The 16,381-nt window shown below is 68.9% G+C and carries 14 protein-coding genes; 11 read left to right on the plus strand and 3 right to left on the minus strand.

Translation table 11 applies throughout. The annotated features are described in order from the left end of the window. Positions 1–66 precede the first annotated feature (66 nt). The 6 genes from KR541_RS25890 (at position 67) to KR541_RS25915 (ending at position 7,143) form a co-directional block, all read left to right on the plus strand. Positions 67–975: a LysR family transcriptional regulator gene (locus KR541_RS25890; RefSeq protein WP_050012772.1), complete on the plus strand. Its 909-nt coding sequence runs from the start codon at positions 67–69 to the stop codon at positions 973–975. Positions 976–1,254: 279 nt separating this feature from the next. After that, positions 1,255–2,286, plus strand: coding sequence for a TRAP transporter substrate-binding protein (locus KR541_RS25895; protein WP_216089885.1), 1,032 nt, complete (start codon positions 1,255–1,257; stop codon positions 2,284–2,286). 3 nt (positions 2,287–2,289) lie between these two features. Next, on the plus strand, positions 2,290–4,176 hold the full coding sequence (locus KR541_RS25900) for a TRAP transporter large permease (RefSeq protein WP_216089886.1): 1,887 nt from the start codon (positions 2,290–2,292) through the stop codon (positions 4,174–4,176). A gap of 8 nt (positions 4,177–4,184) precedes the next feature. After that, complete coding sequence (locus KR541_RS25905) at positions 4,185–5,270, plus strand: LacI family DNA-binding transcriptional regulator (protein WP_050012770.1); 1,086 nt, start codon at positions 4,185–4,187, stop codon at positions 5,268–5,270. Next, positions 5,267–6,289, plus strand: a complete 1,023-nt coding sequence (locus tag KR541_RS25910) for an NAD(P)-dependent oxidoreductase (RefSeq protein WP_089489424.1) — start codon at positions 5,267–5,269, stop codon at positions 6,287–6,289. The genes KR541_RS25905 and KR541_RS25910 overlap by 4 nt, the downstream gene beginning before the upstream one ends. Further along, a complete protein-coding gene (locus KR541_RS25915; RefSeq protein ID WP_216089887.1) occupies positions 6,286–7,143 on the plus strand; it encodes an amidohydrolase family protein in 858 nt (285 codons plus the stop codon). Before KR541_RS25910 ends, KR541_RS25915 begins: the two co-directional genes overlap by 4 nt. A gap of 134 nt (positions 7,144–7,277) precedes the next feature. Here KR541_RS25915 and KR541_RS25920 read toward each other — a convergent pair whose 3' ends face one another. Continuing rightward, a complete protein-coding gene (locus KR541_RS25920; protein WP_124631091.1) occupies positions 7,278–8,366 on the minus strand; it encodes a calcium:cation antiporter in 1,089 nt (362 codons plus the stop codon). A 541-nt stretch (positions 8,367–8,907) separates the two neighbouring features. On the opposite strand from KR541_RS25920, the gene KR541_RS25925 reads away from it, so the two are divergent. The 5 genes from KR541_RS25925 (at position 8,908) to KR541_RS25945 (ending at position 14,631) form a co-directional block, all read left to right on the plus strand. Further along, positions 8,908–10,464 (plus strand): 3-hydroxyacyl-CoA dehydrogenase, encoded by a 1,557-nt coding sequence (locus KR541_RS25925; protein ID WP_050012766.1) that lies wholly within the window; start codon positions 8,908–8,910, stop codon positions 10,462–10,464. Between the two features lie 55 nt (positions 10,465–10,519). Then, entirely contained in the window at positions 10,520–11,842 is a 1,323-nt protein-coding gene (paaK, locus tag KR541_RS25930) for a phenylacetate--CoA ligase PaaK (protein ID WP_050012765.1), read from the plus strand. A 38-nt stretch (positions 11,843–11,880) separates the two neighbouring features. Further along, the gene (locus tag KR541_RS25935; protein ID WP_050012764.1) at positions 11,881–12,681 is read left to right on the plus strand and encodes an enoyl-CoA hydratase-related protein; all 801 of its coding nucleotides are present in this window, start codon (positions 11,881–11,883) and stop codon (positions 12,679–12,681) included. 137 nt (positions 12,682–12,818) lie between these two features. Further along, the gene (locus KR541_RS25940) at positions 12,819–13,490 is read left to right on the plus strand and encodes a MarC family protein (protein ID WP_027780810.1); all 672 of its coding nucleotides are present in this window, start codon (positions 12,819–12,821) and stop codon (positions 13,488–13,490) included. 160 nt (positions 13,491–13,650) lie between these two features. Continuing rightward, a complete protein-coding gene (locus tag KR541_RS25945; protein ID WP_050012763.1) occupies positions 13,651–14,631 on the plus strand; it encodes an aldo/keto reductase in 981 nt (326 codons plus the stop codon). Between the two features lie 33 nt (positions 14,632–14,664). Here the strand turns inward: KR541_RS25945 and KR541_RS25950 are convergent, their stop codons facing one another. Next, the gene (locus KR541_RS25950) at positions 14,665–15,531 is read right to left on the minus strand and encodes a CPBP family intramembrane glutamic endopeptidase (protein WP_050012870.1); all 867 of its coding nucleotides are present in this window, start codon (positions 15,529–15,531) and stop codon (positions 14,665–14,667) included. Between the two features lie 85 nt (positions 15,532–15,616). Then, positions 15,617–16,273 (minus strand): VC0807 family protein, encoded by a 657-nt coding sequence (locus KR541_RS25955; RefSeq protein ID WP_050012762.1) that lies wholly within the window; start codon positions 16,271–16,273, stop codon positions 15,617–15,619. Positions 16,274–16,381 lie beyond the last annotated feature (108 nt).

The raw sequence follows: 16,381 nt of genomic DNA on the forward strand, positions 1-16,381 counted from the left end.
CCGAGTATAGAAATCGCATCGATATCGGTCTAACATCAAAAGACTATCGATTGATTCAAGATTTGAATGATTGAACTACACCAGCTTCGCTGCTTCGTCGCGGTTGCCGAGGAACTGCATTTCGGCCGGGCGGCCAGGCGGCTCTTCATGACCCAGCCGCCGCTCAGCCGGCAAATCCAGTTGCTCGAGCACGCGCTCGGCATTGCGCTGCTCGAGCGCAGCAGCCGGCAGGTCAGCCTGACCGCGGCCGGCGAGCGCTTCCTGCGCGACGCGCGGCACATCCTCGAATTCTCCGCGCGCGCCGAGCAGGCCGCGCAGCGCGTCGCGCACGGCGGGGCCGGGCGCATCACGCTCGGTTTCACGGCCGTCAGTGCGTACCGGATGATCCCGGTGCTGCTCGCGCATGCCGCGCATGCGTTGCCGGACGTCGACGTCGAATTGCGCGAGATGGTGTCGACCGTGCAGATCGACGCGCTCGCGTCGCGGATGCTCGACGCGGGTTTCGTCCGCCAGCGCGCCGCGCGCCAGCCGCTCGAATACCGGCTCGTGCAGCGCGAACCGATGCTCGTCGCGGTCGCGGAAGGCGCGCCGCTCGCGGCCTACGCGCAACTCGGCCCCGACGAGCTCGACCGACAGCCGTTCATCGCGTATTCGCCGAACGAGGGCAAGTATTTCCACGACATGATCTCGGGGATGTTCGCAGGCGCCGGGCGGTTGCCGAACTACCTGCACTACGTCGGCCAGACGCATACGATCCTCGGCCTCGTGCGCGCGGGGCTCGGCGCGGCGCTGGTGCCGGCGTCGGCGCGCGAGCTTCATGTGGACGGCGTGGTGTTCCGGCCGCTCGCGGGCGCGAACGTGGCGGCCGAGTTGTATCTCGCATGGCGCACGGACAACGACAATCCGGCGCTGCCGTTGTTCAACGCGATGGTCGAGCGGTTTCTGACCGGCTGCCCGGACGACGCGGGCGTTTAGCGGCGCCCGCTCGCATGAGCGGGGCGTCCTTCAGCCTTCAAAAGTCTGTCGTCTGATGATTCGGTCCGTAGGTTCGAATTATTTCGGCGACGTCTGAAACGCACGAGAAACGGCGATCTTTCATCCAAAATTGCGCCGGAACCCACCCGTATACCACCCATCATTTCACCCCGGACAGGGGAAACCCTCATTTTTCTCTCATCGGTCGTCGTATTACTGTATCGATACACTAAATCGATACAGTTGCGTCGCGAGACGCACTCGCAAAGGAGACGGCTCATGAGTACCTATACCCGGCGGCGCTTTCTGCAGACGGTGTCCGCCACCACGCTCGCGGCCGCGGGCAGCTTGCCGGAGACCGTGCGCGCGCAGCAGCCGGCGGTCACGCTGCGCTGCTCGTCGTCGATGCCGGCCGACCAGAACGCCGCGCACTACGTGTGGTACCAGCGTCTCGCCGCGAACCTGAAGGCGAGCGTCGGCGAGGCGATTCGGGTCGACTACTTTCCGAACAGCCAGCTCGGCAAGGAAAGCGACGTCGTGCAGCAGGTCAAGATCGGCGCGATCGACATGATGATCGCGGGTTCGTCGATCTGGGCCACGATCGCACCGGAGCTCGGGATGCTCGATCTCGGCTACCTGTTCGACAGCTACGCGCACGTCGCGAAGGCGCTCGACGGCCCGGTCGGCACGAGCCTGAACGCGCTGCTGCAAAAGCGCGCGGGTTGCTCGGTGCTGACCTGGGGCTCGCATTTCGGCGGACGCTGCGTATTCACGAAGCAGCCGGTGACGGCGCTGCCCGGGCTGAAGGGGACGAAGCTGCGCGTGCTGCCGACGCCCGCGTGCATGGATACCTTCAAGGCGATGGGCGCGGTGCCGACGCCGATCCCGTTCGGCGAGCTGTACATGGCTGTGCAGACGGGCGTCGTCGACGGCCTCGAACACGATCCCGCCACGGTGCTCGCGAGCCGTTTCGACGAGATCGTGAAGTCGTGCTGGCAATCGCACCACGTATTCGCGGCGATGACCGTCGTGATGGGGCGACGTGCGCTCGACCGGATTCCGGCCAACCTGCGGCCGGCGTTCGACCGCGCGGTGGCCGATGCGACCGTGCAGCAGCGCGCGATTGCTGCGCAGAAGGCCGCGCAGGCGGAGCAGGCGCTGAAGCAGCGCGGCATGGCGTTTCACCCGCTGGCCGAGGGCGAGCACGCGGCGCTGCGGCAGACGATGCAAGACCGCCTGTATGTGGCGTTCGCGAAGCAGTATCCGGCCACTGCGCCGCTCTTTCCGGCGATCGCCGCCGCGCGGGGTTGAGCGATGGACATGCATTCCGTCTCGGGCGCCGCGCCGGCGCCCGCCGCAGGCCGCCCGGCGCATCGCGCCGCCCGCGTGCTGGATGCGGTGCTGCGCTGGATCGAGATCCTGTCGGCCGCGGTGCTCGCCGTCGACGTGCTCGTCGTGTTCGTGTCGGTCGTGTTCCGCTATTTCCTGCACGACCCGGTCGACTGGGCCGAAGAAGTGGCGAGCGCGCTGATGATCGTGCTGGTGTTCTTCGGCGCGGCGACGGTGCTCGGGCGCAGCCAGCATGTCGGCATCGACGTGTTTCGCGGCCTGCTGCCCGCACGCTGGCAGGGCGCGTTGACCCAGGCCGGCCACTGGATCGTGGCGGCCGTTGCGCTGAACCTGCTGGTGTCGTCGAGCCAGTTGCTCGCGGATTCGTACGACCAGATGACGACGGGCGGCTTGCCGGGCTGGATCAACGGGTATCCGATGATGTTCGGCGCGCTGTTCATGACGGTATTCGCGCTCGCCAATGCGCTGAACGCGCCGCGCCGCCGGGTGATCGGCACGTTCGCGTGCTGTGCGGCGCTCGCGGCCGCCGTCTACGGCTGGAACGCGCTGTGGCCCGCGCATGCGGTCGCGCCCGGCACGCTGCTCGTCGCGGGCTTCGTCGGCGGGCTGGTGCTCGGCGTGCCGATCGGATTCGTGCTGGCGTTTTCGGCGCTGCTGTATTTCCTCGCGGATCCGACGCTGCCGCTGCTCGTCTACTCGCAACAGGTGATGGCGGGGGCCGATCACTTCGTGCTGCTCGCGGTGCCGTTCTTCGTGCTGGCGGGGCTGCTGATGGAGTCCAACGGGATGTCGGCGCGGCTCGTCGAATTGCTGCTGCGGATGTTCGGACGCGTGCGGGGCGGGCTCGGCCTGATCGTGATCTTCGCGACGGCCTGCTTTTCCGGCGTGTCGGGCTCGAAGCTGGCCGATATCGCGGCGGTGGGCGGCGTCGTGATGCCGGCCGTGCGCCGCGCGCGGCAGGACCCGAACGAAACCGCCGCGCTGCTCGCATGCAGCGCGGTGATGGCCGAGACGATTCCGCCGTGCGTGAACATGATCATCATGGGCTTCGTCGCGAACATCTCGATCGCCGGGCTGTTCGTCGCGGGGATCGTGCCGGCGGCCGTGCTCGCCGCGTCGCTCGCGGTCGTGACGGTGATCACCGGACGCAAGATCGACGTGGCCGAGGTATTCGGCGAGCGTCGCGCGTGGCTGCCGCTCGCGGGCGGCGCGCTCGTCGCGCTGGTCATGGTTGCGATGATCGGCAAGGGCATGACGTCGGGGATCGCGACGTCGACCGAAGTGTCCGCGTTCGCGGTGGTCTATGCGCTCGTCGTGGGCTGGCTCGCGTTCCGCGAACTGACGTGGCGCTCGGTCGGCCGCGTATTCGTGCGCGCCGCGTCGATGGCGAGCGGCATCCTGTTCATCGTCGCGGCGGCGTCGAGCGTGTCGTTCGCGCTGTCGATCGAGCAGATTCCGGCCCTCGTCTCGGGCACAATGACGGCGTTTGCCCATCAGTACGGCGCGACGATGTTCCTGCTGCTGTCGGCGCTGCTGATGATCGTGTTCGGCGCCGTGCTCGAAGGCGCGCCCGCGCTGATCATCTTCGGGCCGCTGCTCGCGCCGATCGCGCTGCAGCTCGGCATCCATCCGCTGCATTTCGGCACGGTCGTGGTGGTGGCGATGGGGTTCGGGCTGTTCGCGCCGCCGGTCGGGCTCGGGCTGTTCACGACGTGCGCGATCACGGGCACCGAGGTCGGCCGCGTGGCCCGGCCGATGGTGAAATACCTGCTGGTGCTGTTCGCCGCCCTCGTGGCGCTGATCTTCGCTCCGGCGTTTTCGTTGTGGCTGCCGGCCCATTTCGGCCTGTAGCCCGTTCCATGCAAGACGACATGAGTACGATTCAGGACGTGGCCCGTCATGCGGCCGTTTCGGTCAGCACGGTTTCGAACGTGCTCAACGGACGCACCGACCAGATGAAGCCGGCAACGCTCGAGCGCGTGAAGGCGGCGATGGATGCGCTGCAGTACCGGCCGAGCACGCTCGCGCGCCAGCTCAAGACGGGGCAGACGCCGCTCGTCGGGCTGCTGGTGCCGTCGATGGCGAACCCGATGTACGGCTACATCGCACGCGAAGTCGAGGCCTGCGCGCAGGAACGGTATGGTCATCGCGTGCTGATCGGCAACACGTACCGCGATGCGCGCAAGGAGGCGTCGTTCTTCGACGATCTCTACGCGCATGGCGTGCGGCGCGTGATCGTGATCTCGTCGCTCGCCGACGAAAGCCACCTCGAGCGCGCGGCCGAACGCGGGATGACGGTCGTCAGCTACGACCGTCGCGCGACGCCCGGCGAGCAATCGAAGGTCGATCACGTGACGGCCGACAACGAGGCGGCCGCGCGGCTCGCGACGCGCCGCCTCGTCGACGCGGGTCATACGCGGCTCGCGTTCGCGACCGTGGCCGGCATCACCGTGAGCCGCAGCGACAAGATCCGCGGGTTTTTCGCCGCGGCAAGCGAGGCGGGCGGCGCCATGCAGGCCCGCGTGCTCGACGGCGGCCCCGCGAACGAATACGGCGACTCGGTGATCGTCGATGTCGGGCGTGCGCTCGGCGCCGAGCTCGCGGCCGATCCGGCGCGGCCGACCGGTATCGTCGCGGTCAACGACCTGTTCGCGCTCGGTCTGATGGCCGGGCTGCGCGACGGCGGGCTGCGGGTGCCGGACGACGTGTCCGTCATCGGGATGGACGGTCATTTCCTGTCGGCGATCTCGTGGCCGGCGCTGACCACGGTGCAACTGCCGGTCACCGAAATGGCCGGCGAGATGGTGCGGCGCGTGATGCGGCAGGAGGGCGACGCGCCGTCCGCACCAGGGCAATGCGTGTTCGCGGACGTGACGCTCGTCGAGCGCGCATCGGTCGCGCCGCCGCCGCCGGATGCGGCCGGTACGAGCGGAGGTCAAGCATGACGCGCGTCTACGTCACGCATCCGACCGGGATGATCGACCACTACTTCGGCGCCAAGGCGTTGCGCGCGCTGGGCGCGCTCGCGGACGTCACCTGCAACCCGCACGATCGCGAACTCGGTACGGACGAACTGATTGCCGCCGCGCAGGGATGCGACGCGATCATCGCGTACCGGCAGACCCCCGCGCCTCGCGAACTGTTCGCGGGGCTGCCCGCACTCGCCGCGTTCCTGCGTTGCGCGGTCGACATCCGCACGATCGACGTCGCCGCGGCGAGCGCGTTCGGCGTGCTGGTCACGCAGGCGAGCCCCGGCTTCGGGCCGGCCGTCGCCGAGTGGGTCGTCGGCGCGATGATCGACCTCGCGCGCGGAATCGGCGGTTACGCGGATGCCTACCATCGTGGTGCACCGCCGGTGCCGAGGATGGGGCGCGAACTGCGCGGCAGCACGCTTGGCCTGATCGGCTACGGGCAGATCGCGCGTCATCTCGCACCGATCGCGACGGCGCTCGGGATGCGTGTGCTCGTCAGCGATCCTTACGTGCGGATCGACTCGCCGCCGCTTGAACAGGTCGATTTCGCAACGTTGCTGCGCGACGCGGATTACGTCGTCTGCCTTGCGCCGGCCACGCCGGCCACCGCGAACCTGATCGATGCGGCGGCATTCGCCGCGATGAAGCCGGGCGCGTATTTCATCAATGCGTCGCGCGGCGAACTCGTCGACGAGCAGGCGCTTGCGGACGCGCTCGACGGCGGCCGGCTCGCCGGCTGCGCGCTGGATGTCGGCCGCGCGGCGGACCAGATGCCGCCTCCCGCGCTTGCCGCGCATCCGCGCGTCATCGCGACCCCGCACATCGGCGGACTGACGCTGCCGGCGATCGAACACCAGGCGCTGGAGACGGTCGACCAGCTTGCCGCGCTGCTCGATGGACGGGTGCCGAACGGCGCGGTCAACGCCATGCAGGCGACGCGGCTCGCGCGCTGGCGCAGGTCGAGCGCATCCGTCGGCCAGGGGCTGCAATGACGCGCGACGGGGCAGACGGCATGCGGTTCCCGGATGCGTGCGATTGCCATATCCATATCTACGACGATGCGTATCCGCTCGCGCCGACGGCGACGTTTCGGCCGCCCCATGCGCCGGTCGATGCATATCGGCGCATGCAGGGGGCGCTCGGCCTCACGCGTGTGGTCGTCGTGCAGCCGACCGGCTATGGCTTCGACAACCGCTGCACGCTCGACGCATTGGCCGCGTTCGGTTCGCGCTCGCGTGGCGTCGCGACGTTGCCGGTCGACGTGCCGGACGCCGAGCTGGAACGTCTGCATGCCGCCGGCATGCGCGGCGTGCGGTTCATGATGCTGGCGGGCGGCACTGCGCAATGGGGCGATCTGGAGCGGATGGCCGCACGGATCGCGCCGCTCGACTGGCATATCGATCTGCAGTTCGACGGTCGCACGCTGTGCGATATCGAACACGCGCTATCGCGGCTGCCGGCGCGCGTGGTGATCGATCACACGGGCAAATTCCTGACGCCCGTCGCACCGGATGCGCCGTCCTTCCTCGCACTGCGCCGCCTGCTCGATCGCGGCCACGCATGGGTGAAGCTGTCCGCGCCGTACGAGACGTCGCGATCCGGCGCGCCGGGCTACGACGACGTCGCGCGTCTTGCCGCCGTGCTCGCGCGCGGCCATTCGGCGCGCTGCGTGTGGGGCAGCAACTGGCCGCACCCGAACGCATCGCCGGTGCCCGACGATGCGCGCCTGCTCGGCTGGCTGCGCGATTGCGCGGCCGACGACGCGACGGCTCGCGCAATCCTGGTGGACAACGCGGCTGCGCTCTACGGATTCCACGCCGATACGCGGCGCGATGACGCGACGTAACGCGCTGTCGATCCGGACGCATTGTGCGATTGCGACCCGGTGACGGCGGCGTGAAGCGAAGGAGGGCGGAAGGGACGGGAAGACGTGCACGCGGCCCGGCGGAGAGGATTCGCCGGGCCGCGCGCATCGGGACGTCAGTGCGTGAACGACAGGAACAGATAAGCGGCGAACAGCGCGACGTGCACGACGCCGTGCAGCACCGTCGTGCGTCCCTGGCTCAGCGTGAGCGTGCTGACCAGCAGCGTGAGCGCCAGCAGGACCGTTTCCATCGCGCCGATCCCGAGCGTGAGCGGCTGGCCGACCCAGATGAATACGGCGGCGACGGTCGGGATCGTGAGCCCGATGCTCGCGAGGGCCGAACCGAGCGCGAGGTTCATGCTGGTCTGCAGGCGGTTCGCACGCGCGGCGGTGACGGCCGCGAGCCCTTCCGGCAGCAGCACGAGCGCGGCGATCACGATACCGACCGCGGCTTCGGGCGCGCCGAGCTTCAGCACCGCATGCTCGACGGCCGGCGACAGCAGCTTCGCGAGCAGCACGACCGCGACGAGGCTCGCGAACAGCAGCACCATGCTGATGATCGCGGTGCGGTTGCTCGGTGCGGCGGCATGCACCGCTTCGTCCGCGCTGTCGTGCGCGGCGAGGAAGTAGTCGCGGTGGCGCACGGTCTGCACGAACACGAACGCGCCATACAGCACGAGCGACGCGACGCCGGCGAACGCGAGCTGCGATTTCGAGAAGAACGGGCCGGGCGCGGCGCTCAGGTAGTTCGGCATCACGAGCGACAGCACCGACAGCGACGCGAGCACCGCGAGCGCCTTGCTCGCGCCGCGCCCCTGGAAGTCCTGTTCGCCGTGCTTCCATGCGCCGACCAGCAGGCAGATGCCGACGATGCCGTTACAGATGATCATCACGGCGGCGTACACGGTGTCGCGGGCGAGGCCCGATTTTTCCGGGCCGGCGCCGAGCATCACCGACACGATCAGCGCGACCTCGATGACGGTCACGGCGACCGCGAGCACCAGCGTGCCGAACGGTTCGCCGACGCGGTGCGCGACGACTTCCGCATGATGGACGGCGGCGAACACGGCGCCGGCCAGCGCGGCGGCGAACACGGCGATGACGAGGCCTTCGGCCGGCACGACGCGCGACAGCGCGAGTACCAGCCACGCGGCAAGCGGGGCCCAGAGGGTCCAGCGCGGGAGCTGGTTGGACGAGAGCGGCATGAGGGATTCCTTATGCGAGTGGCGGCGCGCGACGCGCCGTCACGGGTTGACGAAGCCCGGCCGTACTATCCGCCGAACGAGGACGATGAAACCGATGGGTGGCGGCACGCAGCGGTGCCGCCCTGGGTTCGCTGCCGCGAGGCGGCGACGGCGCGGGCGGGCCGAAGCCCGTCGCGGGATGAAACGATTCGATGCGGTTGCCCGCTGACAGCGCGACGAACATCACGTGGCGACGCGCGGGCCGGAGCCGCGATTCGACCCCGAAAGGGAGCGACGGACGGCGGTGATGTCGCGACACGCGTTTCCCCTGGAATCCGGCGATTTGTCGAATTTTATCAGGCGATCGGGGGGCACTATCTCATATTCGAATCATTACATTGACCTTTCGGTTTACAAAAAGTGCCCCGGCCTGTCGATTTTTTGTCGTTGCAGCTTCCGTAACGGTGTCTTGCACGACACATTCGGGCTCGCCCTGACATAAATCTACCGACCGGTCGGTTTATAATCGCTCGCACTTCCACTTCATGACGGATCGCAAGCGATGGCTGTTTCCTCTGCACATTCGGTGAATTCGGGCGCGCTGGCGCCGTCGGCCGTCGTCGGCGTGATCGGCGCCGGCGCGATGGGGGCGGGCATTGCGCAGGTCGCGGCCGCGGCCGGCCATCCGGTGCTGCTGTACGACCTGAACGAAGCGGCCTGCGACAAGGCGCTGGCGGGCATCCGCGCGCAGTTCGCGCGGCTCGCGGAGAAGGGCAGGCTCGAACCGGCGCAGGCCGACGCGGCCGGCAACCGAATTCGCGCGGTGCGCGCGCTGGCCGATTTCGCGGGCGCCGCGCTGATCGTCGAGGCGGCGGCCGAACGGCTCGACGTGAAGCGCGAAATCTTCGCGACGCTCGAGCGTCATGTCGACGACGCCTGCGTGCTGGCGACCAACACGTCGTCGATCTCGATCACGTCGATCGCGGCCGGGCTGCGCGTGCCGCAACGCGTCGCCGGCCTGCATTTCTTCAACCCGGCGCCGCTGATGGCGCTCGTCGAGGTGGTCTGCGGGCTCGCGACCGCGCCCGAGGTCGCGTGGATGCTGCATGCGACCGCCGCCGCGTGGGGCAAGCAACCGGTGATGGCGAAATCGACGCCGGGCTTCATCGTGAACCGCGTCGCGCGGCCGTATTACGCGGAGGCGCTGCGCGTGCTGAACGAACAGGGCGGCGCGCCGGCCACGATCGACGCGGTGATGCGCGAAGCGGGCGGCTTCCGGATGGGGCCGTTCGAGCTGATGGACCTGATCGGTCACGACGTGAACTTCGCGGTGACCGAGTCGGTGTTCCGCGCGTACTTCAACGATCCGCGCTACACGCCGTCGCTGATCCAGCAGGAGCTCGTGAACGCGGGCTTTCTCGGGCGCAAGTCCGGGCGCGGCTTCTACTCGTATGCGGACGGCGCGACGCCGCCCGCGCCCGACCTCGAACCTGCACGTGACGCGCCGGCCGACGTCGCGCTGTTCGCGCAGGACGGCCCGGCCGCCGCGCTGCATGCGCGCTTCGTCGAACGCATCGCGACCGCGCGGCGCCACGACGCGCATGCCGACGCGCTGCTCGCCGTGGCCGGCCGCGCGTCGATCGCGTTGACCGACGGCCGTACGGCGACCGCGCGCGCCGCCCGGACGGGCGTGGCGGATCTCGTGCTCGTCGACCTGGCGCGCGATTACGCGCAGGCGGGGCTCGTCGCGCTGACGCGCGCGCTCCAGTGCAGCGACGCCGCGTATGCGGACGCGGTCGGCCTGTTCCAGCACGCGGGCTTTCGCGTCGTCGGCATCGCGGACGTGCCGGGGATGGTCGCGATGCGCACCGTCGCGATGCTCGCGAACGAGGCGGCCGACACGGTGAACCAGGGCGTGTGCTCGCCGGCCGATCTCGATCTCGCGATGGAGAAGGGCGTGAACTACCCGTGCGGCCCGCTCGCATGGGCCGATGCGATCGGCATCGGCCGCGTGCATCGCGTGCTGTCGAACCTGGCGGCGAGCTACGGCGAGGACCGCTATCGCGTGTCGCCGCGTCTTGCCGCGCTGCACGCGGCCGGCCGCACGTTCCGGTCGTGACCACCGCGTCACCTCGAACACGACAACGACATCACTCCATTGGAGGAGTACCCCGATGACTCACCCGACGCATCCCGCCGCCGCCCTCGAGCCGATCGAGACCGCCAGCCGCGACGAACTGCAGGCGCTGCAGCTCGAGCGCCTCAAGTGGTCGCTGCGCCACGCGTACGACAACGTCCCGCACTATCGGCGCACGTTCGATGCGGCGGGTGTGCATCCGGACGACCTGAAGTCGCTCGCCGATCTCGCGAAATTCCCGTTCTCGACCAAGAGCGACCTGCGCGACAACTATCCGTTCGGCCTCTTCGCGGTGCCGCGCGAGCAGGTCGTGCGCGTGCATGCATCGAGCGGCACGACGGGCAAGCCGACCGTGGTCGGCTACACGGCGCGCGACATCGACACGTGGGCGAACGTGACCGCGCGCTCGATCCGCGCGGCCGGCGGCCGCCCGGGCGATACGCTGCACAACGCGTTCGGCTACGGCCTGTTCACCGGCGGCCTCGGGATTCACTACGGCGCGGAGCGGCTCGGCTGCATGGTCGTGCCGATGTCCGGCGGGCAGACCGAGAAGCAGGTGCAGTTGATTCGCGATTTCGAGCCGAAGATCATCCTCGTCACGCCGTCGTACATGCTGAACCTGATCGACGAGATGGTGCGGCAGGGGATGGACCCGGCCGAATCGTCGCTGAAGATCGGCATCTTCGGCGCCGAGCCGTGGACGCAAGCGCTGCGCAATGAAGTCGAGACGCGCGTGGGCATCGACGCGCTCGACATCTACGGGTTGTCGGAAGTGATGGGCCCGGGCGTCGCGTGCGAATGCGTGGAGACGAAGGATGGCCCGGTGATCTGGGAAGACCATTTCTACCCGGAGATCATCGATCCCGTCACCGACGAAGTGCTGCCCGACGGCAGCCAGGGCGAGCTCGTGTTCACGTCGCTGACGAAGGAGGCGATGCCGGTGATCCGCTACCGCACGCGCGATCTCACCGCGCTGCTGCCGCCGACCGCGCGCGCGATGCGCCGGCTCGCAAAGATCACGGGCCGCTCCGACGACATGCTGATCGTGCGCGGCGTGAACGTGTTCCCGAGCCAGATCGAGGAAATCGTCGTCGCGCTGCCGCAGTTGTCGGGCCAGTTCCAGATCACGCTGTCGCGCGACGGTCACATGGACCGGCTCGACCTCGCGGTCGAATTGCGCTCCGAGGCGGTGGCATCGGTCACCGATGGCGATCGCGCGGCGCTCGCGCGCGAGCTGCAGCACCGGATCAAGACGATGGTCGGCGTGTCGTCCGGCGTGACGGTGCTGGCGGCCGGTGGTATCCCCGCGACCGCGACCGGCAAGGCGCGGCGCGTGATCGATCGCCGCCAGGCCGCCTGATGTCGATGTGTGCCGTTCTACCCGAGGAAACCTGTTCGATGGATGAATTGAAGACCCTGGCCGTCGCGGTCGATGCGCGCGGCATCGCGACCGTCGCGCTGCAGCGCGGCGACGTGCTGAACGCGTTCGACGAGACGATGATCGCGGAGCTGACCGACGCGTTCGCGACGCTCGGCCGGCGCGACGACGTACGCGCGATCGTGCTGCGTTCGGATGGCCGCGCATTTTGCGCGGGCGCCGACCTGCAGTGGATGCAGCGCGCGAGCGCGAACGACGCCGCCGCGAACCTGCGTGACGCCGAGCGGTTCGCCGCGATGATGCGCGCGATCCGGCAGTGCCCGAAACCGACGGTCGCACGCGTGCAGGGCCACGCGTTCGGCGGCGGCGTGGGCCTGTGCGCGGCGTGCGATATCGTGATCGCGAGCGACCACGCGCGTTTTTCGGTCAGTGAGGCGCGCTTCGGAATCCTGCCGGCCGTGATCGGCCCGTATCTGGTCGAGGCGGTCGGCCAGCGTCAGGCGCGCCGGCTTGCGTTGACCGCGACGCAGCTCGCGGCCGCCGAGGCCGTCGCGATCGGCCTGATCCATCAGGCCGTGCCGCTCGATGCGCTCGACGACGCACTCGAGCGGACGCTTTCGGAACTCGGCCGCAACGGCCCGCACGCGCTGATGGAGATCAAGCGCTTTTTCGATGCGATCGGCGAGTATCCGCCGTCGGACGAACGCACGGCGTTCACCGCGCAGACGATCTCCCGCGTGCGAGCGACGCCGGAGGCGAAGGAAGGCTTCGCGGCCTTCTTCGCGAAGCGGCCGCCGGCGTGGGAGACGGGCACCGAATAAGGCCGCGCGACGAACTTTCACGACGATCGACGGCGGAACCGGGCCGGCCGCATTTTGCATCTCGGGCGCGGGCGCTTGCACTACAATGCGTGACCCCCGGCGCGCTGCCGGCCCCGTCCCGACCGATGCTTCGCACGATGATCGTCAATCGCCTTGTCTCCGAGATCCTGTTCGGCTTTACCGGCCTGATCGGCATCATCAATCCGATCGGTATCGCGTTCCTGTTTCTCGAACGAACCGAGGCGCTTACCGCGCACGAACGGGATCTGCTCGCGCGGAAGGTCGCGTTCAATGCGTTCGTCGTGCTGATGGTCGCGTTCTTCGCCGGCACGCCGGTGCTGCATTTCTTCGGGATCTCGATGGAAGCGCTGCGGATCGGCGGCGGCTTCGCGGTTGCCGTCGCCGGCTGGCAGATGCTGAACGAACCGGACGGTCCGGGTGGCGGCGACACGCCGGTCAAGCCGATCGACGCGAACGCGATCATGACGCGCGCGTTCTTCCCGTTGACGGTGCCGCTGACGGTCGGCCCCGGCTCGATCGCGACCGCGATCGCGCTGAACGCGAACCGCACGCACAAGCTGTCGGAATTCATGCTGTCGAGCATCGTGTCGATCGCCGTGTCCGTGCTCGTCGCGCTCGTGATCTGGCAGGTCTACAGCCGCTCCGCGCTGCTCGCGCGCTACCTCGGTAGCGAAGGGACCAAGGTCGCGAAGCGCGTGTCGGCGTTCCTGCTGCTGTGCATCGGCGTGCAGATCATGCTGACCGGCTTCTCCGCGTTCCTGCAGCCGATCGCCGACCAGGCCAAGTAACCGGGGCCTTCCGGTTCGTCCTTCGAGGTCCGTCCTTTCACGCAGCCTGCATGCGGCGCGCGGTCATACGCGTTCGCGGCATGCGGGATACCATGCAACGTCTGGCGGATGCGCGGCGCGCATCCGGCCGCAACCCCCAACTTGAGTGGCGAGGCGTGCAATGGAATACGTGAAATTCGGGTCGACCGGGCTGGATGTGTCGAAGCTGGTGCTGGGCTGCATGACATTCGGCGAGCCGTTGCGCGGCACGCACCCGTGGACGCTGCCGGAAGCGGAAAGCCGCCCGATCATCCAGCGCGCGGTCGAGGCCGGCATCAACTTCTTCGACACCGCGAACATGTATTCGGACGGGACGTCCGAGGAGATCGTCGGCCGCGCGCTGCGCGATTTCACGAAGCGCGACGACGTCGTGATCGCGACGAAGGTGTTCTACCGGATGCGGCCGGGGCCGAACGGCGCCGGCCTGTCGCGCAAGGCGATCATGACCGACATCGACCAGAGCCTGAAGCGGCTCGGCACCGACTACGTCGACCTCTACCAGATTCACCGCTGGGACTACGGCACGCCGATCGAGGAGACGCTCGAGGCGCTGCACGACGTCGTGAAGGCCGGCAAGGCGCGCTATATCGGCGCGTCGTCGATGTTCGCGTGGCAGTTCGCTAAGGCGTTGCACACGTCCAAGCAGAACGGCTGGACCCGCTTCGTCAGCATGCAGAACCACCTGAACCTGCTGTATCGCGAGGAAGAGCGCGAAATGCTGCCGCTGTGCGAGGACGAACGCATCGCGGTGATCCCGTGGAGCCCGCTCGCACGCGGGCGCCTGACGCGCAACTGGGACGAGTCGTCGGAACGGCAGCAGAAGGACGACGTTGGCCAGCGGCTCTACGACGCGACGGCCGACGCCGACAAGGCGGTCGTCGAGGCCGTCGCGGCGATCGCCGCCGCGCGCAACGTGCCGCGGGCGCAGGTCGCGCTCGCGTGGGTCGCGCAAAAGCGCGGCGTGACCGCGCCGATCGTCGGCATTTCGAAGCCGCGGCAACTGGACGATGCGCTCGGCGCGCTCGCGCTGAAGCTGACCGACGACGAGATCGCCACGCTCGAACGCCCGTACGTGCCGCACGCGGTGGCCGGGTTCAACTGAGCGGCGGCGCGGGCGACACAGGCGTCGGCGCGATCACCGCGCGGTAGCGAGCATTGGATAGGTGAACAGGCCGAAGTGCACGACGTTCAGCCCCGCATGCGCGAGCGCGGCGGCGAGCAGGCCGCCGCGCCGCCACGCGAGCCCGTAGCCGACGCCGGCCACCGTGCCCAGCACGATCCATGGCCAGCCGCCGGCCGCATGCGCGGCGCCGAACAGCACCGCGCCGGCCGCGAGCGCGACCCACGGGCCCCATGACCAGGCGCGGAGCACGCGGGTCAGCCCGCCTTGCACGTAGCCGCGGAACAGCGCTTCCTCGGCGAGCGTCACCAGCAACAGGTTGTTCGCGAGCCACAGCCAGCCGGACGGCGGCCATTTGGGCGCCCAGCCGACCATCCCGAACGCGAGCGCGCCGACCAGGCACGCGGCAGCCGTCGCGACGGCCGCCACGACGCCGGTGCGCAGCGCGCGCGACAGCGCGACGTCGGGGGCGACCCACGGCAGCATCCACAGCAGCCACAGGCCGACGAGCGGCTTGTCGAAATTCAGGTACATCGTGAACGGCACGGCGTCCGGCGTGAAGCGGATCGGCCCGATCACGCGCGGATTATGGAAGCCGGGAATCAGGTGCAGGCTCAGCGCGATCGCGAGCGCGGCAAAGACGACGTGCGCGGCGATGCGCACCGCGAGCGGGCGCCCGGGCAGCACGCCCCAGCCGGCCGCGATCAGCAGCGCGAACGGCGCCAGCGTGATCGGCGCAAGCTGGCCGAACGCCAGCGCGCCCGCATAGCCGAGCGCGGCGAGGCCGATGCTCAGGCCGTGCAGCGGGCGATGCCATGCGAATGCGGCGGCCGCGAACAGGGCGATCCAGATCGTGGCACACGGAAGGAGCGAAAGGGACATGACGGGAAACGAATCGGCGGACGAGACGCCGCGCATCATACAGCAGGCGCCGTGACATGCCGCCGGGCAACGGGCCAGCCGCGTGTCAGCGGCCGGCCGTCTCGGTGACGCCGCTGCGGCCGGGGATGTCGACGCTGTTGCGCACGCGCATCCGCCGTCGGTACCAGAACGTCCACAGCAGCAGGCAGGCAAACACCGTATAGCCCATGACCGGCGACACGACGAGCACGCGCTCGACCGGCCAGTTGACGACCATCCACCAGCGCAGCAGCATCTCGATCGTCATGATGGCGCCCCACACGAACGTCATCAGCCGCAGCATCTGCCGCAGGCCCGGCTGCGCGTCCCAGACGGCTTCGAAGTGTGCGGCGCCGCCGTCCATCTCGCGGGCCACGGTGGCGCGGGCCAGATAGTAGATCAGCGGGCGTTCGCGGAACAGCGACAGCAGGAACACGATGCCGATCGTGCCCGACCCGATCGATTCGCGCATCAGCAGCGTGCGCGGGCTGCCGCCGAACGCCATCCCGACGATCGACAGCGTGATGCCGAGCAGCACGATGGCCGCCACCGCGTCGACACGGCGCGAGCGGATGAATTCGACGATCGACCAGACGATCGGCGGAACCGCCGACGCGTACAGCGCGCCGGTTTCGCCGAAATACGGATGCGCGACCCGATAGGCCACCCAGGGCAGCACGAGGTTGACGAAGAGTTCGAGAATCAGTCCGGCTCGCGGTTTCACGGTGCGCTAGTCCACGCAGGTCGGGGCGGACGCGCGAAAGGCGCCGTTGCCCTTGTTGCCCCGAAAAGGGTTCGGCCCAGTATATCGAAGAATCGTGCGCGGTTGCGG

Source organism: Burkholderia sola, assembly GCF_905400185.1.
Taxonomy (GTDB): domain Bacteria; phylum Pseudomonadota; class Gammaproteobacteria; order Burkholderiales; family Burkholderiaceae; genus Burkholderia; species Burkholderia sola.